Here is a 21,136-nt window from a genome sequence, read left to right on the forward strand (position 1 = left end):
GCGAGCAGGCTCGCTCCCACAGGGGATCTCCGCTGCTGTTGAGATCCAGTGTGGGAGCGAGCCTGCTCGCGAAGGGATCAACACAAATTGCCGATCAACCGTCTGGCCCGCGCCTGTTCCCAAATCCCTCAAGGGCTGGAACAATGCGGACCACTTTGTAGAGCGTTTTCGCGGGGGAGTTGCGGGTGCAGATTCAGGGACATTACGAGCTTCAATTCGAAGCGGTGCGCGAGGCTTTCGCCGCACTCTTCGACGATCCCCAGGAACGCGGCGCAGCCCTGTGCATCAAGGTCGGTGGAGAAACCGTCCTCGACCTCTGGTCTGGTACCGCCGACAAGGATGGCACCGAAGCCTGGCACAGCGACACCATCGCCAATCTGTTTTCCTGCACCAAGACCTTCACCGCCGTCACCGCGCTGCAACTGGTCGCCGAAGGCAAGTTGCAACTCGATGCCCCGGTTGCCCGCTACTGGCCGGAATTCGCCGCCGCTGGCAAAGAATCGGTGACCCTGCGCCAATTGCTCTGCCATCAGGCCGGCCTGCCGGCGCTGCGCGAATTGCTCGCGCCTGAAGCCCTGTACGACTGGCAAACCATGGTCGACGCCCTTGCGGCCGAAGCGCCGTGGTGGACGCCGGGCACCGGTCACGGTTATGCCGCGATCACCTACGGTTGGCTGGTCGGCGAATTGCTGCGCCGCGCCGACGGGCGTGGGCCGGGCGAGTCGATCGTCGCTCGGGTTGCCAAGCCGTTGGGGCTGGATTTCCATGTGGGCCTGGCCGACGAAGAGTTTCATCGCGTGGCGCACATCGCCCGTGGCAAGGGCAATGCCGGCGACGCCGCGGCGCAGCGCCTGCTGCAAGTGACCATGCGCGAACCGACTGCCATGACTACCCGCGCCTTCACCAATCCGCCGTCGGTGCTGACCAGCACCAACAAGCCGGAATGGCGCCGCATGCAGCAGCCTGCGGCCAACGGCCACGGCAATGCGCGCAGCCTCGCCGGGTTTTACGCCGGCCTGCTCGACGGCAGTCTGCTCGAAAGCGAGATGCTTGAGGAGCTGACCCGCGAGCACAGCCTCGGCGACGACAAAACCTTGCTCACCCGCACCCGTTTCGGCCTCGGCTGCATGCTCGATCAGCCGGACGTGGCCAACGCCACCTACGGCCTCGGCCCGCGCGCGTTCGGCCATCCGGGGGCGGGCGGCTCGATCGGTTTTGCTGATCCCGAGCGCGATGTCGCCTTCGGTTTCGTGACCAATACTTTGGGGCCTTACGTTTTGATGGATCCGCGCGCGCAAAAGCTGGCGCGGGTGCTTGCCACTTGTCTGTAAAGCTTCGACTGAGGTTCCAGGATCGGAACCTCGAAGGGATTTTCGTTTCAAAACGGCTGTTTATCCGGGCGAAAGTGCTCTGATTTTTCATTACTTCATTTTGTGGATTTTCAATGTCATCTAAAAAGACCCTCGCCCTGGCCCTGTGTGTAGCGATCACCGGTTGCGCACAGAACCCGAAAAACGACGCGGACGGCGGCAGCTGGTGGCCGTTCGGTTCTTCCGACAAAGTCGCGGCCAAAGATCCGGCTCCGGCCCCAGCTCCGTTGAAACCGGCGGCGACCGCACCAGTGGCCAAAGCCGAGAGCAGCAACCCGTGGTACTGGCCGTTCGGTTCCAGCGATGAAGCGGTAAAAGCTGATCTGAAAGCCGAGGTCAAACCTGAAGCCAAACCGGTCGAGGTGGCCAAGGCCGAGGCCGAGTCCAATGGCAAATGGTGGTGGCCGTTCGGCGGCAAGGATCAGCCAACCGCCAAAGCCGTGCCGATGCCGGATCCGAAGGTGACTCAAGCCTGGCTCGATGACTACGAACCGCGTCTGCGTGAAGCGGTGAAGGACAGCAACCTGCAACTCGAACGTCGCGACAACGTGCTGGTAGTGACGGCGCCTGTAGAAGGCTCGTTCAACCCGGACCGTCCAGCGATGCTGCTGCCTGTCACCCTCGGCCCGTTCACTCGCGTGGCGAAGATCCTTGAAGCCGACCCGAAAACGGCGGTGCTGGTGCTCGGTCACAGCGACACCAGCGGCGCTGCGCCGGCCAACATCAAGCTGAGCCAGGAACGTGCGCAATCGGTGGCAGCGATCTTCCGTCTCAGCGGCTTGCAGCGTGACCGCCTGATGCTGCGCGGCATGGGTTCGGAAGCGCCGCGTGCGGCCAACGACAGCGTTGAAGGCCGGGCCTTGAACCGTCGTGTAGAGCTGCTGGTCACCCCGCAAAACACCATGGTGGCACTGCTGAGCAAATACAACATGCCAGCGCCGAAGCCGGTAACGATGGTCGCTGCGCAAGACGTCAAACCAGTGGCCAAGCCGGCTGCCCCGGCGCCTGCTGCGAAAAAAGCCGCTGTCCCGGCGGCGAAAAAGGCACCAGCCAAGAAAGCTGCCGCCAAGGCTCCAGCGAAAAAGGCTCCGGCCAAAGCTGCGGCGAAAAAGACTGCGCCAGCCAAAGCCGCCGCGACCGACAAGAAAGTCGCCGCAGCCGACGCCGCGAAGAAGTGATCCGCTAACGAAAAGGAATCCGCCATGACCCAGGCTCTGGCCGATATGCGTCGCGATTACACCCGTGACGGTTTGACCGAGGCGCAAGCCCCGGCCGAGCCGTTTGCGTTGTTTCATCAGTGGTTCGCCGATGCGGTGAAAACCGAGCAGGCGCCGGTGGAAGCCAATGCCATGACCCTGGCTACGGTCGATGCCGGCGGTCGTCCGCATTGCCGCATTCTGTTGCTCAAGGGCCTGGACGAGCAGGGCTTCACCTTCTTCACCAACTACGACAGCGCGAAGGGCCAGCATCTGGCAGCCAACCCGTTTGCCGCCATGACGTTCTTCTGGCCAACCCTGGAGCGCCAGGTGCGCATCGAAGGGCGGGTGGTGAAGGTCACGCCGCAAGAGTCCGATGCCTATTATCAGGTGCGTCCATTGGGCAGCCGCCTGGGCGCCTGGGCATCACCGCAGAGCCGCGTCATCAACGGTCGTGGCGAGCTGGAAGATTTGCTCAAGGCCACCGAGCAGCGCTTCAGCGACAGTCAGCCGCACTGCCCGGAACACTGGGGCGGTTACCGTTTGTTGCCCGAGCGCATCGAGTTCTGGCAGGGCCGTTCGAGCCGCCTGCATGATCGCCTCAACTACCGGCTGCAGGGCGCCGAGTGGATTCTTGAACGTCTGGCACCCTGAGCAGTCTACCGAGCGGGATGAAGGGCGATGGCGGATCGGTGATTTCACGCTACTTTAAGTGAACGCTCGCGGCATCTGTACCCAGCCTGAATGGAAGCCAATTTTATCCGGAGGGTGTCGTGACAGACGCCAGGCCACGGAGTTTAATGAACACATGTTCTTTTGGAGTTGATGCTATGCGTAAGTCTGTTCTGCTGGTTGCTTCCTTTTCCACGATGGCGATGTTGCTGACCGGCTGCCAATCGAGCCTCACCGGCGACTCCTACTCCCGTGACGAAGCGCGTCGTGTGCAGACGATTCGCATGGGCACCATCGAATCCCTGCGACCGGTGAAAATCGAAGGCACCAAAACCCCGATCGGCGGCGCAGCAGGCGCAGTGGTCGGCGGCGTCGGCGGCAGCGCCATCGGCGGCGGCAAGGGCAGCATCGTTGCTGCGGTCATCGGCGCGGTGGCCGGCGGCCTGCTCGGCTCGGCCACCGAAGAAGGCCTGACCCGCACCCAGGGCGTGGAAATTACCGTCCGCGAAGACGACGGCAGCATGCGCGCCTATGTGCAGCAGGTTCAGGAGAATGAAGTGTTCCGCGTTGGCGAGCGGGTACGGATTTCCACCGTTGGCGGGACCAGCCGCGTTTCGCACTAAGCGGGAAGCCGGGTAAAGAAAACCCCGATCAGGTGACTGGTCGGGGTTTTTCTTTGCTTGTGAGTGGGTCAGTCAGTATTTGACGCAGGTCCCCATGAAGTATTCGAGGCCCTTTGGGAAACTGACGCTGAGCAGATTTTCCAGTGCGGTTACCTGATCCTGAGTCAACAACAACTCGCCGGGTTCCACCTCACCCAAGGGCTTGGATTCAATGAGCTGGGCGACTCTTTCATTCATCTCGCTGCCTGTGATATCCAGCTCGAACTGCAAGGAGTCATCTTGAACTTCGTCAGGGAAGAATCCGGTAATCGAAAGAAAGCGCATGTTTCAATCCTTAATTTCTGGAGGTTTTTCGTTTTGGATCGGCGGGTCCCGTTTGTTCACCTGTCAAGTGATTGAACTCACCTAAATGAGTCGTTCCTAATTTGTCGTATTTTTCTACGGCGTTGCTTTTGTAATCCCATTCGTAAATTCGACCTTTGCGGTCTACCCAACGTGCTCGCTGTTTTCCACCACCTTGTACTGACGACTTCGATTTCACTTTGACTGCATCAGGGAATGCGGGCAGCGTTTTTGGATGGCCGTAATAAGCATGGTCGCGAGCACGGCTGAGCACAACGTAGATCGGCCTCACGCCAGAATCTGCCGGAAACACCAAAATAAAATCCCGATACTCCGGCGGATAAACCGGATTCACCAGAATCCCGTCCGCCGCTTTCGTCGGTGGATACACCCAGATATGCGGTGCCTGCGGGGCAGCCTCCAGCGCCGGAATGCCGAGGATGTCCGAGCCATCCACCGCCGGGGTCCAGAGCAGTTCGACGCCTTCACCCAGATCGGCAACGAACCGGTCGCCGCGTGCAGTGAACTGCACGACATCGACCATTTCCCAATCGCGGTTCTTGCCGGTGTAGAAGCCGTAACCCTTGAGGCTGCCATTGGCCTGTTGCTCGACGCGCAGGCGTACGCGTGTTCTGGCTTGTTTGAGTGTGCTCAGTTGCTCATCGGTGTAGAGCGCGCTGTCGCCCAGGCTTGACGGCATCAGCAGCGCAACCAGCCCGACCAAGGGCGCAGCCACCGCACTGGAGACGAGCGCCGGCAGCGCTTCAAAAGCCGAGCCTGCCAAGGCCAGACTGCCAAACCCGATCGGGATCGCGTTGGCGCTGATTTTCTTGAGTGGAATGCCGCCGCTTGCGTCGGCTTCGCGAGCGCCGAGCAGGATCAGCTCGCCGTAATCCTTGAGGCTGTCGGTCGGCACCATGCCGGAAGGATTGCTGTAATCGATGATCGCATCCGGCAACTTGCAGGACTTGGCGAATACGCACCCGGCACGCACAGTTTCAGGTTTTTTCGCCGCCACTTCCCGGCTGCGCTCGAAAGCCTCCTGCCGCGCCAGCATCGCATCGTAGGCATTTTGCCCGGCTTCGCGCTCGGCCAGTTCAGCCGCCGTCATATACCGCCAGGTAACGTGATGTCCGTCGCCCTCCGGTGGGTTTTGCACCCGGGGAATGTCCTTGTACCGCGCCACTGATCGTCCCTTCGTTCACCATCGACAGCCCCTCGAAAGGAGTTGCACGACGTTATCGAAGCGGGGAAAGCGCGGCTGTAGGACGCGTCGCTAAAGACGTGGGGATTGTTCGCTGCTTAACTGAGAGGCGAAGAATCTGTGGCGAGGGAGCTTGCTCCCGCTGGGGTGCGAAGCACCCCCAAGAAGTGGGCATGCTGCGCAGTTCAGCGGGAGCAAGGGTTATTGCAGTTGTGAATTCTTGCGACTCGCCGCCGCCGTCACTGCATAACCAATCAGCGCCGCGAGAATCGAGCCGGTGAGGATGCCCATCCGATCCATTCCTGCGTAATCACTCACGCCGGGTTCGAAGGCCAGCGAGCCGACGAACAGGCTCATGGTGAAGCCGATGCCGCAGAGGATCGCGACGCCGAGGACCTGGCCCCAGTTGGCGCCTTGGGGCAGGGCGGCGATGCCGATCTTGACCGCCAGCCAGGTCAGGCCGAACACGCCGATGGTCTTGCCCAGCAGCAGGCCGATGGCGATGCCCATCGGTACGTCGTGGGTGAAGCTTTCGACGGTGACGCCGCTCAGCGACAGGCCGGCGTTGGCGAAAGCGAACAGCGGCAGGATGCCGTAGGCGACCCACGGGTGCAGCGCGTGTTCGAGGGTCAGCAGTGGCGACGGCTCGGCATTTTTCGTCCGCAATGGGATGCAGAAAGCCAGGGTCACACCGGCCAATGTGGCGTGGACACCGCTCTTGAGCACGCAGACCCAGAGGATCAGGCCGATGATCATGTACGGCCCGAGCTTGACCACGCCGAGCCGGTTCATCGCCACCAGCGCGGCAATGCAGGCCGCCGCCAGGCCCAGCGAAAGGGTCGACAGTTCGCCAGAGTAGAAAATCGCGATGATGACGATGGCGCCGAGGTCATCGATGATTGCCAGGGTCATCAGGAACAATTTCAGCGAGACCGGCACGCGCTTGCCGAGCAGCGCCAATACGCCGAGGGCGAAAGCGATGTCGGTGGCGGTCGGAATGGCCCAGCCACTCAGGGCGGCGGGGTTGTCGCGGTTGAGGAACCAGTAGATCAGCGCCGGCACCAGCATGCCGCCGATCGCCGCAGCGCCGGGCAGGACGATCTGCGAGGGCTTGGACAACTGGCCGTCGAGCACTTCGCGTTTGACTTCCAGACCGATCAGCAGGAAGAACAGCGCCATCAGACCGTCGTTGATCCATAGCAGCAGGGGTTTGGCGATTTTTAACGCGCCGATCTGCGCCACCACCGGGGTGTCGAGCAGGCCGGTGTACAGCCACGACAGCGGCGAGTTGTTGATGATCAAGGCGAGAATGGCTGCGGCGATCAGTAACAGACCGCTGGCAGCTTCCAACTGAAAGAAACGCGTGAAAGTGCTACGCAGAGGCAAGGTCGCTCTCCATCGATTGGTGAAAAAGGTGGGCTACCCTAACCCGTACCGTTAGTTGTTAAAACAAAAGTTATATTCTTTTTTGTTATATGGCGTTACAGGCTGTCTGGCTCGGAAGCATTGAGCCTAGCAGTTGCCTGACACATTGAGACTCAGCTGTATCTTTGCCGTCTGCGGGATATTTCCTAAGCTTGCGCAAGACCTTTTTCAGGAGACCCATCTCCTGTCCGATTCCATGAGAAACGAGACCATGAGCGACAACCGACAGTGGGCCCGCGAAGCCATCCGCATCATCGAGGCGGATTTCCAGCGCAGCGCCGACACCCACCTGATCCCTTTGCCGCTGCCCGGTTTTGCCGGCATCGAGTTGTATTTCAAGGACGAATCCAGCCACCCGACCGGCAGCCTCAAGCATCGCCTGGCCCGTTCGCTGTTCCTTTACGCGCTGTGTAACGGCTGGCTGAAACCCGGCGCGCCGGTGATCGAAGCGTCCAGCGGCTCGACGGCGATTTCCGAAGCGTATTTCGCGCGCATGCTCGGTTTGCCGTTTATCGCGGTGATGCCCGCGACCACTTCGAAAGAGAAGATTGCCCAGATTGCCTTCTACGGTGGCCAGAGCCATCTGGTGCAGGATCCGACGCAGATCTATGCCGAATCCGAGCGCCTGGCCCGCGAGCATGGCGGTCACTTCATCGACCAGTTCACCTACGCCGAACGCGCCACCGACTGGCGGGCGAACAACAACATCGCCGAGTCGATCTTCCAGCAGATGCGTTTCGAAAAACACCCTGAGCCGACCTGGCTGATTTCCAGCCCCGGCACTGGCGGCACCACCGCCACCCTCGGGCGTTACGTGCGCTATCGCCAGCATTGCACCCGCGTGTTGTGTGCCGATGCCGAGCGTTCGGTGTTCTTCGATTTCTATCAGAGTGGCGATGCGAGCCTGCGCCTGGACTGCGGCTCGCGTATCGAAGGCATTGGCCGGCCTCGAGTGGAAGCATCGTTTCTGCCAAAGGTCATCGATGCGATGGTCAAGGTGCCGGACGCATTGTCGCTGGCGGCCATGCATTATCTGGCGCAGCGTTTGGGGCGGCATGTCGGCGGCTCGAGCGGGACCAATCTGATCGGCGCCCTGATGGCGGCGCAGCAGATGAAAGCGGCGGGGCATTCTGGGTCAATCGTGGCGATCCTGTGCGATGGCGGCGAGCGGTATGCCGACACGTACTACGATCAGGATTGGCTGAAAGCACAGGGGTATGAACTGGGTGATTTGATTGCAGCGGTGGCGGCGAGTGCCGAGCGCGGGGAGGCGCTGCCGACCTCGGTGTTGCGCGCGAATATCTGACACGCCCCAATCAAATGTAGGAGCGAGCCTGCTCGCGATAACGGTGTGTCAGACGCCATAAATGCTGACTGACACGCCGCTATCGCGAGCAGGCTCACTCCTACAAGGGTTTTGTATCAGTCAGTAAGGCCGAGGATATCGCGAGCCACGGCCTCGGCAATGCGAATCCCGTCGACGCCCGCCGAGAGAATCCCGCCGGCGTAGCCCGCGCCTTCCCCGGCCGGGAACAGGCCCTTGACGTTCATGCTCTGCAGCGACTCGTTGCGGGTGATGCGCAGCGGCGACGAAGTGCGGGTCTCGATCCCGGTCAGCACGGCGTCGTGCAGCGAATAACCGCGAATCTGCTTTTCGAACGCCGGCAAAGCCTCACGGATTGCTTCAATGGCAAAATCCGGTAGCGCCAGAGCCAGATCACCCAGCGCCACGCCCGGCTTGTACGACGGCTCGACTTCGCCCAGTTCGGTCGAAGGCTTGCCGTTGATGAAATCGCCAACCAGTTGCGCCGGGGCCTTGTAGTCGCTGCCGCCAAGGATGAACGCGTGGGATTCGAGGCGTTCCTGCAACTCGATACCGGCGAGCGGGCCGCCCGGGTAATCGACTTCCGGGGTGATGCCGACGACGATGCCGGAGTTGGCATTGCGCTCGTTACGCGAGTATTGGCTCATGCCGTTGGTGACCACACGATTGGGCTCGGACGTCGCCGCGACCACGGTGCCGCCCGGGCACATGCAGAAGCTGTAGACCGAACGGCCATTTCTGGCGTGGTGCACCAGCTTGTAATCGGCAGCGCCGAGTTTCGGGTGGCCGGCGTATTTGCCCAGACGTGCACGGTCGATCAGCGATTGCGGGTGCTCGATGCGGAAACCCACCGAGAACGGCTTGGCTTCCATGAACACGCCACGGCCATGGAGCATGCGGAAGGTGTCGCGGGCACTGTGGCCGAGGGCCAGGACCACGTGTTTGGAATGCAGGGTTTCGCCGCTGGCCAGTTGCACGCCGAGCAGTTGGCCGTCTTCGATCAGCACGTCGGAAACGCGCTCCTGAAAGCGCACTTCACCGCCCAGTTCACGGATCTGCTCGCGCATGTTTTCGACCATGCCGGTCAGGCGGAACGTACCGATGTGCGGCTTGCTGACGTAGAGGATTTCTTCCGGCGCGCCGGCCTTGACGAACTCATGCAGAACCTTGCGCCCGAGGAATTTCGGGTCCTTGATCTGGCTGTAGAGTTTGCCGTCGGAGAATGTACCCGCGCCGCCTTCGCCGAACTGTACGTTGGACTCGGGATTGAGCACGCTTTTACGCCACAGGCCCCAGGTGTCCTTGGTGCGCTGACGGACTTCGGTGCCGCGCTCGAGAATGATCGGTTTGAAGCCCATTTGCGCCAGCAGCAGACCGGCGAAGATGCCGCACGGGCCGAAACCGACGACGATCGGCCGCTGGCCGAGATCGCTCGGGGCCTGACCGACGAATTTGTAGCTGACATCCGGCGCCACGTTGACGTTACGGTCGTCGGCGAACTTGGACAACACCCGGGCCTCATCGCGTACGTTGAGGTCGATGGTGTAGATGAAGCACAGTTCGGAGGACTTTTTGCGCGCGTCATAGCTGCGCTTGAACAAGGTGAAATCGAGCAGATCATCGCTGGCGATGCCCAGACGCTGCACGATGGCGGCGCGCAGGTCTTCTTCGGGATGGTCGATTGGCAGCTTGAGTTCGGTGATTCGTAACATGGCGGGATCCGGATTCGCGGGGCGCACAACTGCGCCAGGGCGTTTGAAGGCGGCGATTATAAGCCGCCGCGAGCGGATCCGTGGGGGAAAAACGATCAGTCGTTGCGCGCGCCGCCGAAATAGCCGCAGCCGCGCTGCACCTGACCGTCGATGCGCAACTCGGCGCTCATGTGCTGCACGCTGCCGGTGCTGCTGTCGACGCAGCGCTGCGGCGCGACCCATAATTCGATGCGCTGGTTGTTGGCTTCGCTGCTGAGATTGAAGCGGCCGTCGCCCAGTTGCTCTTCCACATAGGGCACGGCGAGCGGGGGCTGGCCGTCGCGCTCGATGACCATACCTTTGCCGCTGACCTTGGCGTTCCACTCCGGGCCATGGCCGGCGGCGCGCAGGATCAACAGTTTGAAATTCGGGTCATCGCAGGCTGTGCCCGAGCGTTCGACGCGATACAACTGGCCCAGGTCGAGGCGATCGCCGGAGACCTTGCCGCGCACATCGGCAAACAGCTTGCCTTGCTCGTCGGCGAGGGTGGCGGCCTCTTGCAGGACGCTGGTGCCGCCGATGTCATTGACCACCAGTTGCCGCTGCTCCTGACACGGCTGGAACACCAGTTTGCCGTCGGCGGCGGTCAGTTGCCCCTGCATCCGCGTCTGCCCGGCATGGGACACACTTGCACGCTGGCCGTCGAACAACTGGCAGGCGGCAAACAACGGTAGCAGGGCAACGAGGACGATCGAACGGGCAACACGCATCTTTGGCTCTCCAGACAAGTGCTGCCACGTTACGCAGCCTGACCCCCAAATGCAAAAGATCGCAGCCTGTGGCAGTTTCTGCAGGGAACCATAAAGCCCTGTGCAGGAGCTGCCGAAGGTTGCGATCTTTCGCTCTTAACCGACGTGAAACGTCTGTCCTGTTTGCAATCCCTCGACACTTTTCGCGTAGGCCAATGCGACGTCCGCTGCAGGAACCGACTTGAAGCCACGGAAATAGGGCGCGTATTTGCCCAGGGCTTCGGTCAGGACGGTCGGGCTCACCGAGTTCACCCGCAGGCCCCGCGGCAGTTCGATGGCGGCGGCGCGGACGAAGCTGTCGATTGCGCCATTGACCAGCGCTGCCGAGGCGCCGCTGCGAATCGGGTCGTGGCTGAGCACGCCGGTGGTGAAGGTGAACGAGGCGCCGTCATTGGCGTACTCGCGACCGATCAGCAGCAGGTTGACCTGGCCCATCAGTTTGTCTTTCAGGCCGAGGGCGAAGCTGTCTGCAGTCATCTCGTCCAGCGCTGCGAACGTCACGTTGCCCGCCGCGCAGATCAGCGCATCGAACTTGCCGGTCTGTTCGAACAGCTTGCGTATCGAGGCGCTGTCGCTGATATCCACTTGCAAGTCACCGCTGTTACGACCGATACGGATGACTTCGTGGCGTTGCGACAATTCTTTGTCCACCGCCGAACCGATGGTGCCGCCGGCGCCTATCAACAGAATTTTCATCGAGCTGTACCCCAAGTGAGTGAATGAGGTTTCAGTCTAGAGTGGTTTTTTCCGCGGATAAGCGCACTAATGGGCAACCTTTGGTTTTCAATTGGAAACAATCCATGAGCGAAATGGATGACCTCGCCGCATTCGCCGTGCTGATCGAGGCCGGCAGTTTCACCCTCGCGGCGCAGCAGTTGGGCTGCAGCAAGGGCCAGTTGTCCAAGCGCATCAGCCAGCTCGAAGCGCAGTTCGGTGTGGTGTTGCTGCAACGCACCACCCGCCGTTTGAGCCTGACAGCGGCGGGGGCGGCGCTGCTGCCGCAAGCGCAGGCACTGGTGGTTCAGGTTGAACGCGCACGGCAGGCTTTGGCGCGGTTGAAGGACGACATGGCTGGCCCCGTGCGCATGACCGTTCCGGTGTCGCTCGGCGAGACCTTCTTCGATGGCTTGCTGCTGGAGTTTTCCGGGCAATACCCCGAGGTGCAGATCGAGCTGGAGCTGAACAACAGTTATCGCGATCTGTCTCGCGACGGTTTTGATCTGGCGATTCGCGCCGAAGTCGCCAATGACGAGCGGCTGGTGGCCAAGCCGCTGTTGGCGTGGCACGAAATGACCTGCGCCAGCCCGGCCTACCTTGAGCGCTTCGGCGAACCGGCGGCGCCGCAGGCCTTGGCCGAGCATCGCTGCTTGCTCAACAGCCATTACAGCGGGCGCGAAGAGTGGTTGTATCACCAGCAGCATGAGTTATTGCGGGTGCGGGTGTCAGGCCCGTTCGCCAGCAACCATTACAGCCTGCTGAAAAAAGCCGCGCTGTCCGGCGCCGGCATCGCCCGTTTGCCGTCGTATCTGCTGCAATCCGAACTGGCTGACGGCCGCTTGCGCTGGCTGCTGCGCGATTATCAGACCCGACGGATGCCGATGTATCTGGTGCACCCGTATCAGGGCGGATTACCGAAGCGCACGCAGGTGTTGGCGGATTATCTGATGGGCTGGTTCAAGCGCAGTGGCGAGGCGCTGGATCGACTGCAGCGCTGAAAGCAATCCCCTTTGTAGGAGTGAGCCTGCTCGCGATCACGGTACATCAGCTACGAATTCATCAACTGACAGTCCGCTATCGCGAGCAGGCTCACTCCTACACTTCAGGTCAGCCTTGGAGGCGGCGAGCAATCAGGTGATCAATCGACAACTTGCCCGGGCCGGTCGCCATCAGGTACAGCAGCACCGCCGCCCAGGTGCCGTGGGTCGGGTAGGCATCCGGGTAGACAAACAGTTGAATGGTCAGGGTCATGCCGAGCAAAGCCAGCGCCGAAAACCGTGTGGCGAAGCCGAGCAGGATCAGCAGCGGGAACACATGCTCGGCAAACGCCGCCATGTGTGCGGCAATCTCCGGCGACAACAGCGGCAGGCTGTACTCGCTCTGAAACAGCGGAACCGTCGAATCAGCCAAGCGCGGCCAGCCCAGTTCAAATGTGCCGTCAAACAAGTCGACGGCCAGCCCTTCGATCTTGGTTTGCCCGGATTTCCAGAACACGGCGGCGATGGAAAAACGCGCGATGAAGGCAATCAGACTGAGAGGGATTTTTTCGAACGACGCGATGACGCGCAGGATCAGGCTGTTCATGGCAACTCCTTGTAATTGAGCCGGGTGATCGCGTTATGCGCAATCAACAGCGCGAGGGTTTGGGCGAGATCGAACGGCGGACTTTTCTCTGCTGCCACCAGCAGTGGTCGCCCTCCGGCAAGGTGACGAATAAACACGCTCGCCGCGGTCTCGAGAGCAAACACTTCAACATCGAGACCGTTGCGCAGCACCAGGGCGTGTTGGCCTTGATTCAGGCCAATGCCCGCCAGACTTTGCTCCTGCTGATGCGCGGCCCAGATCGCAACCACCGCATAGGCGGAGTCGAGCAAATGCAACGAAGGATGTAATTCGAAACACAGCTCGGTCAGCGACTGCGGATCGGCCAGCGCGGCGCTGACTTGCTCCGGGCGGATCGGCTGCGCATCGGCGGCGTGATAGGCGAGGGTGCGCAAATATTCGAGTCGCGCGACATCGGCCACATAAGGCACGCCGGCGATGGGTTCGAATTGCCCGATGAAGTTAGCGAAGCCCTCGCCGTAGCGGCTCATCAACGGACTCTGTGGCGGCTGACTGCGTACGAAAATCGCCGCCATGGCGCGGAAAAATTCCTCACCGACCAATTGCTGCACCACCGGATAACTGTCGGCCAGGGCATTGATCAGCGAGCTCTGCACATTGTTGCGATAGACCGCGAAACGCCGTGACGGATCGGCGCCGTTGCGGCTGCACAAGCCCTTGGGGTACGGCAGTTGCACATCGAGCAGGGCGGCGGCGAAGTCCGCTTGCGTGCTCATGCCGCACGCTCCGCTCGGCGCAACAGCGTATCGGCGTGCTGCGCTTCGGCAAGCAATACGTCGAAGGCCGGCAGGTGATTGTCACGTTCGATCAGCGTCGCCACCGGGCCGATCCGACGCAGCACTTGCCGGTACAGATCCCAGACAGCCTGATCAATCGGCGCGCCATGATCGTCGATCAGCAAGCGATCGCCGAGATTGTCGCGATCTTCAGCGAAGCCGGCCAGATGAATCTCGCCGACTGCGTGCAGCGGTAACGCATCGAGATAGGCCAGTGGATCGCGCTGATGATTGATGCATGACACGTAGACATTGTTGACGTCGAGCAACAAGCCGCAACCGCTGCGGCGGATCACTTCGGCGATGAACTCGGCCTCGTCGATCGTCGAATGCTGAAACGCCAGATAGGTCGCCGGGTTCTCCAGCAGCATTGTTCGTTTCAAGGTGTTCTGTACTTGATCGATATGCGCGCAGACGCGGTTCAGGGTCGGCGTGTCGTAGGCCAGTGGCAGCAGATCATTGAGGAACACCGGGCCATGGCTGGACCACGCCAGATGTTCGGAAAAGGCTTGTGGTTGATAGCGCTCGATCAGCTCGGCAAGGCGTTTGAGGTGCTGGCTGTCCAGCGGGCCTTCGCCACCGATCGACAGTCCGACGCCATGCAAGGACAGCGGGTACTGTTCGCCAATCAGACCAAGAAAATGATGAAACGGGCCGCCGGCCACCATGTAGTTTTCGGCGTGGACTTCGAAGAAACCGAGGTCCGGTACGGAGCCGAGCACTTCGAGGAAGTGCCCGGTCTTGAGCCCCAGCCCGGCGCGGGCAGGAAGCTCGGTGCGAGCGGCCTGAGTGCGCGGCAGGGACGGTTCGTGATGACTGAACATGGGCGTCACTCAGGCAGGCCTTGAATCAGGACTTGGCTTTGAAGGCTTCGAGCTGGCCGAAGCCGGTCGGCGAGGTTGTGCTTTCGGTGGTAGCGCAGGTGCCTTTAGGAACGAGTTTCCAGGCGTTGGCCTGATAGTCCGTTTTCGCCGTGCCAGCGCAGGTGGTGCCGGCACCTGCAGCGCAATCGTTCTTGCCTTTGAGGGCCACGCCGAAGCATTTTTCCATGTTGGCATCGGCGGCCTGGGCGGTGGAGACAGTGGCGATGCTCAGAGCGGAACCGAGGGCCAGAACCAGGGCGGTGGCGGACAGGGTGCGGGTAGTAGCAGTCATGATGTTTCTCCAGTTTTTTATCAGGGTTTCTGCAAGCGGTTTGCGCTTGCTTGTCCCTCTAGAGAACGGGTGGCGGGATGCGTTACACGCGGGGCTGAATTTTTTATAAAAATCTTCAGACCACCGCGTCCCCTGTAGGAGTGAGCCTGCTCGCGATGGCGTTTTGTCAGTCACTGCCGTTGCGACTGATACACCGCTATCGCGAGCAGGCTCACTCCTACAGGGGATTTGTGGTGGGCATGAAAAAAAACGGCCCGAAGGCCGTTTTTCTGTCCAGCGATAACATTCAACCGCCGAGGTACGCCTCGCGTACTTTCGGGTCGGTCAGCAGCGCTTCACCGGTGCCTTGCATGACCACGCGGCCGTTCTCCAGCACGTAGGCGCGGTCGGCAATTTTCAGCGCCTGGTTGGCGTTCTGCTCGACCAGGAACACCGTCACCCCGTCCTTGCGCAGCTGTTCGATGATGTCGAAGATCTGCTGAATGATGATCGGTGCCAGGCCCAGCGACGGCTCGTCGAGCAGCAGCAGCTTGGGCTTGCTCATCAGCGCACGGCCGATGGCGAGCATCTGCTGTTCGCCGCCGGACATGGTGCCGCCGCGCTGGTTGAAGCGCTCTTTCAGGCGTGGGAAAAGTCCGAGAACCTTGTCCATCTGTTCCTGATAGTCGCCCTTGTCGGTGAAGAATCCGCCCATGGACAGGTTTTCTTCCACGGTCAGGCGGGCAAATACCCGACGACCTTCCGGGACCACGGCGATGCTCTTGCGCATGATCTGCGACGAGTCCTGGCCGACCAGTTCCTCACCCATGTAGCGGATGCTGCCGCTATGCGCCTGCGGCGAACCGCACAGCGTCATCAACAGCGTGGATTTGCCGGCACCGTTGGCGCCGATCAGCGTCACGATCTCGCCCTGACGGACTTCGACGTTAACGCTGTGCAGGGCCTGGATCTTGCCGTAGAAGGTGGAAACGTTTTCGAACTGCAGCATTTACGCTTCCCCCAGGTAGGCTTTGATCACTTCAGGATTGTCGCGGATCTGTTCCGGCGTGCCGTCGGCCAGCGGAGTGCCCTGGTTGATCACGACGATGTGGTCGGAGATGCTCATGACCAGTTTCATGTCGTGCTCGATCAGCAGCACGGTGACGTTGTGCTCTTCACGCAACACACCGATCAGCGCCTTGAGGTCTTCGGTTTCCTTCGGGTTCAGGCCGGCGGCCGGTTCGTCGAGCATGAGGATCCGCGGGCGGGTCATCATGCAGCGGGCGATTTCCAGACGCCGTTGCTGGCCGTAGGCGAGGGTGCCAGCGGTGCGGTTGGCGAACTCTTTGAGGTTGACCTTTTCCAGCCAGTACTCGGCAAACTCCATCGCCTCGCGCTCGCTTTTGCGGAACGCCGGGGTCTTGAACAGGCCGGACAGGAAGTTGGTGTTCAAGTGACGGTGCTGGGCGATCAACAGGTTCTCGACCGCGGTCATGTCCTTGAACAAACGCACGTTCTGGAAGGTACGCACCACGCCTTTAAGGGCGATTTTATGCCCCGGCAGGCCCTGGATAGGCTCGCCGTCCAGCAGGATGCTGCCGCCGGTAGGCTGATAGAAGCCGGTCAGGCAGTTGAACACGGTTGTCTTGCCGGCGCCGTTCGGGCCGATCAGGGCAACCACCTGTTTTTCCTTGACGGTCAGCGCCACGCCGTTGACCGCCAGCAAGCCGCCGAAGCGCATGCTCAGATTTTCGACTTTAAGGATCTCGCGGCTCATTTGCGCAACTCCATGTGTGGGCGTTGCATCGGCAGCAGACCTTGTGGACGCCAGATCATCATCAGCACCATCAGCGCACCGAACATCAACATGCGGTACTCGCTGAACTCACGCATCATTTCCGGCAACAGGATCATCACGATCGCCGCCAGGATCACGCCCAGTTGCGAGCCCATGCCGCCCAACACGACGATGGCGAGGATGATCGCCGACTCGATGAAGGTGAACGATTCCGGGGTCACCAGACCCTGACGCGCGGCGAAGAAGCTGCCGGCGAAACCGGCAAACGCAGCGCCCAGGGTGAACGCGGAGAGCTTGATCACAGTCGGGTTGAGGCCCAACGCGCGGCAGGCGATTTCGTCTTCACGCAGCGCCTCCCACGCGCGGCCGATCGGCATGCGCAGCAGACGGTTGATGACGAACAGCGCGGCCAGCGCCAGCAACAGCGCAACCAGGTACAGGAAGATCACCTTGTTGATCGAGTTGTATTGCAGGCCGAAATACTCGTGGAACGTCTGCAGGCCTTCGGCGGCCTTGCGCTCGAAGGTCAGGCCGAAGAACGTCGGCTTCTCGATGTTGCTGATGCCGTTCGGGCCGCCGGTGATGTCAGTCAGGTTACGCAGGAACAGACGGATGATCTCGCCGAAGCCGAGGGTCACGATCGCCAGATAGTCGCCACGCAAACGCAATACCGGGAAGCCCAGCAGGAAGCCGAATGTCGCCGCCATCAGGCCGGCAATCGGCAGGCAGATCCAGAAACTCAGGCCGTAGTAGTGCGAGAGGAGCGCGTAGCTGTAGGCGCCGACGGCGTAGAAACCGACGTAACCCAGGTCAAGCAGGCCGGCCAGACCGACGACGATGTTCAGGCCCAGGCCGAGCATCACGTAGATCAGGATCAGCGTTGCGATATCCACCGCGCCACGGGAACCGAAGAACGGCCAGACCAGGGCGATCAGAATCAGCGCAATGATGAAATAGCGCTGGGTGGTCGGCAGGGTCAGGAAGTTGCTGGCCTTGGCCGGGATCAGCGGCATGCCCGGCGAGGAACGCCAGGCCTTGCTGATCTGCTGGTTGAACAGCACGCGCAAAAACATCAGCACCGAGCAGATCGCGATGGTCGCGAGTACCGCCGGGCTGGTGTTGTGCACTTCCAGATTGATGCCGACGATGGTCAGTTTCAGTCCGAGTACCGGGTAGGCCACCGCCCACACCAGCAAGGCACTGAACAGTGCCTGTTTAAGATTCCTAGTCATACTTTCTCAACCTCCGGACGGCCCAGAATGCCGGTCGGACGGAACAACAGCACCAGAACCAGCAGGCCGAACGCGACGACGTCCTTGTACTGGTCGCCGAAGATATCGGCACCGAACGCTTCCGCTACACCGAGCACCAACCCACCGAGCATGGCCCCGGGGATGCTGCCGATGCCGCCCAGTACCGCAGCGGTGAAGGCCTTGAGGCCGACGAGGAAACCGGCGTTCGGGTTGATCACGCCGTATTGCATGCTCAGCAGCACCGCCGCCACGGCGGCCAGCGCAGCACCGATGACGAAGGTCAGGGCGATGATGTTGTTGGTGTTGATGCCGAGCAGGTTGGCCATCTTGATGTCCTCGGCACAGGCGCGGCAGGCGCGACCCAGGCGGGAACGGGAGATGAACAGGGTCAGGCCGAGCATGGCGATCAGGGTCACGACGAACACCACGATCTGCATGTAGGAAATCAGCACTTCTTGTGCGCCACCCGGACCAAAGGCGAAGTTGCCCGGGATCAGGTTGGGGATCGCTTTGTCCTTGGAGTCTTGCGCCAGCAGAACGGTGTTCTGCAGGAAGATCGACATACCGATGGCGGAAATCAGCGGGATCAGACGGTTGCTGCCGCGCAGCGGGCGGTAGGCGATCCGTTCGATGCTGTAACCGTAGGAACTGGTGACGACGATGCTGGCGATGAACGCCGCGGTCATCAACAGCGGGACACTGTCGAGTCCCATCATGGTCAGCCCGGCGATGGCGATGAACGCCACGTAGGAACCGATCATGTACACCTCGCCGTGGGCGAAGTTGATCATTCCAATGATGCCGTAGACCATCGTGTAGCCGATGGCGATCAGGGCATACATGCTGCCAACGTTGAGGCCGTTAACCAGCTGTTGGAAGAAGTGATAGAGGTCAGGCATTACAGCGCTCCTAAAAACCTGTACGCATTTCACTGGTGGAGTCATTTTCCCGCCCGGCCCCGTGGATCTCTATCCACTTCGAACCCGGGTTTTGCCAGCGAACCGCTGATGACGGTTTTGAGATTTTCAGGTGGGCAGACTGGCGGATCACGCCAGCGCGGCCCTTACATTCGCAAAACAAAGCCCACGGCACGCCGTGGGCTTTATTGGCAGTCAGTCGGGCAAGGCCTTACTGAGGCGAAACTTCGGTTTTAGGTTTGCCGTTGTGCCACTCGTACACGACAAATTTGAAGTCCTTCAGGTCGCCCTTGTCGTCGAAGCTCAGGTCGCCGGTCGGGGTCTTGAACGAACCGGCGTGGATGGCTTCAGCGACTTTGGCCGCGTCTTCGGACTTGGCCGCCTTGATGCCTTCGGCAATCACGGTCACCGCCGAGTAGGACGGGAACACGAACGGACCGCTCGGATCTTCCTTCTTGGCTTTGAAGGCGTCAGCCAGAGCAACGTTGGCCGGATCCTGGTCGAAGGACTTCGGCAGGGTCACCAGCAGGCCTTCGGAGGCGTCCTTGGCGATCTGGGTGATCGAGTCGTTACCCACGCCTTCCGGACCCATGAACTTGGCTTTCAGGCCTTTTTCCTGAGCCTGACGCAGAATCAGGCCCAGCTCCGGGTGGTAGCCGCCGTAGTAGACGAAGTCGACGTTGGCTTGCTTGAGCTTGGCGATGATTGCGGAGAAGTCCTTGTCACCAGCGTTGACGCCTTCGAAGACGGCAACCTTGGTGCCTTTCTTCTCGAGGGTCGATTTGACGGCGGTGGCGATACCTTCACCGTACTGCTGTTTGTCGTGCAGCACGCCAACCACTTTAGGTTTCACGTAATCGGCGATGTAGTTGCCGGCGGCAGGGCCCTGGGCGCTGTCGAGACCGATGGTACGGAAGATCATTTTGTAGCCACGGGCGGTGATGTCCGGGCTGGTGGCAGCCGGGGTGATCATGATCACGCCTTCGTCTTCGTAGATGTCCGAAGCGGGCTGGGTGGAGCTGGAGCACAGGTGACCGACCACGAACTTGACGCCGTCGTTGACGACCTTGTTCGCTACCGCTACCGCTTGTTTCGGATCGCAGGCGTCGTCGTATTCAACGGCTTCGAGCTTCTTGCCGTCGACGCCGCCCTTGGCGTTGATCTGCTCGATGGCCATTTTTGCGCCACTGAACTGCATGTCGCCGTACTGGGCTACTGGACCGGTCTTGGGGCCGGCGATACCGATTTTGATGGTGTCAGCTGCGAGCGAATGGCTGGCAAACCCGGCCAGAACCATAGCGGCAAACAGTTTGGAAATCTGCTTAGTAGCCTTAGTCATAGTGCTCCACTCTTACTGTTGTATTTTTTAGAGTTCTGGCGCCGTAGCAGCAGAACCGGGTCAGATATCTTCGCGATACCCTCCGGAAAATGCCCCGGCAACTGTACCGGTACAGTGTAGAGCGCCGCTTGATCAACTGGGAAGCAGGCGCCACGGGGCAAAACTTGAGGGTGTCGCATTTTTGAATGAAAGAGACAGAATTGCGGCGGGGCAATCGGGGGCATATATCCCGAAAGGCAGCATTCCCTGGCCTTCCTGCTTTTTTCGTTCGGTGAAGCCATTTGCAACCGGGTTTTTCTGACGGACCACCGACGTTATCATTCGCGTCGATTTCTTTTCCGGACAGCTCCCATGAATCAAGAACCTAGCACCCTCTATGCCAAGCTGCTTGGTGAAACGGCATCAATTACCTGGAAAGAGCTGGAGCCGTTCTTCGCCAAGGGTGCCCTATTGTGGGTCGACCCCGACCTTGATTTGATCGCTGCCGCCGAGGCCGTAGCATCGGACGAGGGCGAGAAAGTCGCGGCCTGGCTGGCCGAGGACAAGGTCGCCAAGCTGTCTGAAACGCGGGCGCTGGATATTTTCGAGCGTGATCCGCAGCTGTGGGCTGTAGTGGTTTCACCGTGGATTCTGATCCAGGAAAGGGCGGTCACTTCGGGTGATGCACCTTGATGGTGCGACGGGGCGTCTTCGAAAAGTGTGTAGCCGAGTAGCGTGATGGCACCTTGCCGTGGAGAAACACCACGCCTCACGGTGACGTAAACGTAACGGGAACAGTTCATTGAGCGGCCGGACGGTCGCTTAATTGTTTCTGGATGTTGGTTCAGCAGAATTTTCGGTGTTTGAAGGGCCTCATCGCGAGCAGGCTCACTCCTACAGGGGAACGCATTCCGAAATGTAGGAGTGAGCCTGCTCGCGATTGA

22 protein-coding genes are annotated in these 21,136 nt (G+C 60.7%); 7 read left to right on the forward strand and 15 right to left on the reverse strand.

Annotated elements, in window-relative coordinates; all coding sequences use genetic code 11:
• The first annotated feature begins 185 nt into the window (after positions 1–185).
• The 4 genes from DCO47_RS10065 to DCO47_RS10080 all read left to right on the forward strand — a co-directional run bounded on the left by DCO47_RS10065 (position 186) and on the right by DCO47_RS10080 (position 3,861).
• Positions 186–1,331, forward strand: a complete 1,146-nt coding sequence (locus DCO47_RS10065; RefSeq protein ID WP_042608219.1) for an EstA family serine hydrolase — start codon at positions 186–188, stop codon at positions 1,329–1,331.
• A gap of 113 nt (positions 1,332–1,444) precedes the next feature.
• The gene (locus DCO47_RS10070; RefSeq protein WP_116658029.1) at positions 1,445–2,548 is read left to right on the forward strand and encodes an OmpA family protein; all 1,104 of its coding nucleotides are present in this window, start codon (positions 1,445–1,447) and stop codon (positions 2,546–2,548) included.
• A 24-nt stretch (positions 2,549–2,572) separates the two neighbouring features.
• On the forward strand, positions 2,573–3,220 hold the full coding sequence (gene pdxH / locus DCO47_RS10075) for a pyridoxamine 5'-phosphate oxidase (RefSeq protein WP_116658030.1): 648 nt from the start codon (positions 2,573–2,575) through the stop codon (positions 3,218–3,220).
• A 176-nt stretch (positions 3,221–3,396) separates the two neighbouring features.
• The gene (locus DCO47_RS10080) at positions 3,397–3,861 is read left to right on the forward strand and encodes a glycine zipper 2TM domain-containing protein (protein ID WP_016771369.1); all 465 of its coding nucleotides are present in this window, start codon (positions 3,397–3,399) and stop codon (positions 3,859–3,861) included.
• Positions 3,862–3,933: 72 nt separating this feature from the next.
• Here DCO47_RS10080 and DCO47_RS10085 read toward each other — a convergent pair whose 3' ends face one another.
• The 3 genes from DCO47_RS10085 to nhaA all read right to left on the reverse strand — a co-directional run bounded on the left by DCO47_RS10085 (position 3,934) and on the right by nhaA (position 6,793).
• Entirely contained in the window at positions 3,934–4,185 is a 252-nt protein-coding gene (locus tag DCO47_RS10085; RefSeq protein ID WP_042608216.1) for a pyocin S6 family toxin immunity protein, read from the reverse strand.
• A 10-nt stretch (positions 4,186–4,195) separates the two neighbouring features.
• Positions 4,196–5,389 carry an S-type pyocin domain-containing protein gene (locus tag DCO47_RS10090; protein WP_116658031.1) on the reverse strand — a complete coding sequence of 398 codons (1,194 nt, stop codon included), beginning with the start codon at positions 5,387–5,389 and terminating at the stop codon, positions 4,196–4,198.
• 219 nt (positions 5,390–5,608) lie between these two features.
• The gene (gene nhaA / locus DCO47_RS10095) at positions 5,609–6,793 is read right to left on the reverse strand and encodes a Na+/H+ antiporter NhaA (RefSeq protein WP_116658032.1); all 1,185 of its coding nucleotides are present in this window, start codon (positions 6,791–6,793) and stop codon (positions 5,609–5,611) included.
• Between the two features lie 250 nt (positions 6,794–7,043).
• On the opposite strand from nhaA, the gene DCO47_RS10100 reads away from it, so the two are divergent.
• Positions 7,044–8,138, forward strand: a complete 1,095-nt coding sequence (locus DCO47_RS10100; RefSeq protein WP_065615240.1) for a PLP-dependent cysteine synthase family protein — start codon at positions 7,044–7,046, stop codon at positions 8,136–8,138.
• 116 nt (positions 8,139–8,254) lie between these two features.
• Here DCO47_RS10100 and DCO47_RS10105 read toward each other — a convergent pair whose 3' ends face one another.
• The 3 genes from DCO47_RS10105 to DCO47_RS10115 form a co-directional block, all read right to left on the reverse strand.
• Positions 8,255–9,868, reverse strand: coding sequence for an NAD(P)/FAD-dependent oxidoreductase (locus tag DCO47_RS10105; protein ID WP_065615239.1), 1,614 nt, complete (start codon positions 9,866–9,868; stop codon positions 8,255–8,257).
• A 95-nt stretch (positions 9,869–9,963) separates the two neighbouring features.
• Complete coding sequence (locus DCO47_RS10110; RefSeq protein ID WP_116658033.1) at positions 9,964–10,617, reverse strand: COG3650 family protein; 654 nt, start codon at positions 10,615–10,617, stop codon at positions 9,964–9,966.
• A gap of 135 nt (positions 10,618–10,752) precedes the next feature.
• On the reverse strand, positions 10,753–11,352 hold the full coding sequence (locus DCO47_RS10115; RefSeq protein WP_083353404.1) for a short chain dehydrogenase: 600 nt from the start codon (positions 11,350–11,352) through the stop codon (positions 10,753–10,755).
• 104 nt (positions 11,353–11,456) lie between these two features.
• On the opposite strand from DCO47_RS10115, the gene DCO47_RS10120 reads away from it, so the two are divergent.
• Positions 11,457–12,371 (forward strand): LysR family transcriptional regulator, encoded by a 915-nt coding sequence (locus tag DCO47_RS10120; RefSeq protein WP_042608207.1) that lies wholly within the window; start codon positions 11,457–11,459, stop codon positions 12,369–12,371.
• A gap of 109 nt (positions 12,372–12,480) precedes the next feature.
• Here the strand turns inward: DCO47_RS10120 and DCO47_RS10125 are convergent, their stop codons facing one another.
• From DCO47_RS10125 to DCO47_RS10165, 9 genes are all read right to left on the reverse strand, one after another.
• Positions 12,481–12,957 carry a DoxX family protein gene (locus DCO47_RS10125; protein WP_116658034.1) on the reverse strand — a complete coding sequence of 159 codons (477 nt, stop codon included), beginning with the start codon at positions 12,955–12,957 and terminating at the stop codon, positions 12,481–12,483.
• Entirely contained in the window at positions 12,954–13,712 is a 759-nt protein-coding gene (locus DCO47_RS10130) for a DUF2063 domain-containing protein (RefSeq protein WP_116658035.1), read from the reverse strand. The genes DCO47_RS10125 and DCO47_RS10130 overlap by 4 nt, the downstream gene beginning before the upstream one ends.
• On the reverse strand, positions 13,709–14,596 hold the full coding sequence (locus DCO47_RS10135; RefSeq protein ID WP_116658036.1) for a DUF692 domain-containing protein: 888 nt from the start codon (positions 14,594–14,596) through the stop codon (positions 13,709–13,711). Before DCO47_RS10135 ends, DCO47_RS10130 begins: the two co-directional genes overlap by 4 nt.
• Before the next feature lie 25 nt (positions 14,597–14,621).
• Complete coding sequence (locus tag DCO47_RS10140; protein ID WP_065615234.1) at positions 14,622–14,927, reverse strand: DUF2282 domain-containing protein; 306 nt, start codon at positions 14,925–14,927, stop codon at positions 14,622–14,624.
• A gap of 286 nt (positions 14,928–15,213) precedes the next feature.
• Entirely contained in the window at positions 15,214–15,915 is a 702-nt protein-coding gene (locus DCO47_RS10145) for an ABC transporter ATP-binding protein (protein WP_003222380.1), read from the reverse strand.
• Complete coding sequence (gene livG / locus DCO47_RS10150) at positions 15,916–16,683, reverse strand: high-affinity branched-chain amino acid ABC transporter ATP-binding protein LivG (protein ID WP_016771357.1); 768 nt, start codon at positions 16,681–16,683, stop codon at positions 15,916–15,918.
• Positions 16,680–17,936 (reverse strand): high-affinity branched-chain amino acid ABC transporter permease LivM, encoded by a 1,257-nt coding sequence (locus tag DCO47_RS10155; protein ID WP_016771356.1) that lies wholly within the window; start codon positions 17,934–17,936, stop codon positions 16,680–16,682. Before DCO47_RS10155 ends, livG begins: the two co-directional genes overlap by 4 nt.
• Entirely contained in the window at positions 17,933–18,856 is a 924-nt protein-coding gene (gene livH / locus DCO47_RS10160; RefSeq protein ID WP_016771355.1) for a high-affinity branched-chain amino acid ABC transporter permease LivH, read from the reverse strand. Before livH ends, DCO47_RS10155 begins: the two co-directional genes overlap by 4 nt.
• Before the next feature lie 229 nt (positions 18,857–19,085).
• The gene (locus DCO47_RS10165) at positions 19,086–20,213 is read right to left on the reverse strand and encodes a branched-chain amino acid ABC transporter substrate-binding protein (protein WP_116658037.1); all 1,128 of its coding nucleotides are present in this window, start codon (positions 20,211–20,213) and stop codon (positions 19,086–19,088) included.
• 351 nt (positions 20,214–20,564) lie between these two features.
• Here DCO47_RS10165 and DCO47_RS10170 point away from each other — a divergent pair, with 351 nt between their 5' ends.
• Positions 20,565–20,885, forward strand: coding sequence for a DUF2288 domain-containing protein (locus DCO47_RS10170; protein WP_116658038.1), 321 nt, complete (start codon positions 20,565–20,567; stop codon positions 20,883–20,885).
• Positions 20,886–21,136: the final 251 nt, after the last annotated feature.

The sequence above is a fragment of the Pseudomonas sp. NDM genome (assembly GCF_003105095.1).
Taxonomy (GTDB): Bacteria; Pseudomonadota; Gammaproteobacteria; order Pseudomonadales; family Pseudomonadaceae; genus Aquipseudomonas; species Aquipseudomonas moraviensis_A.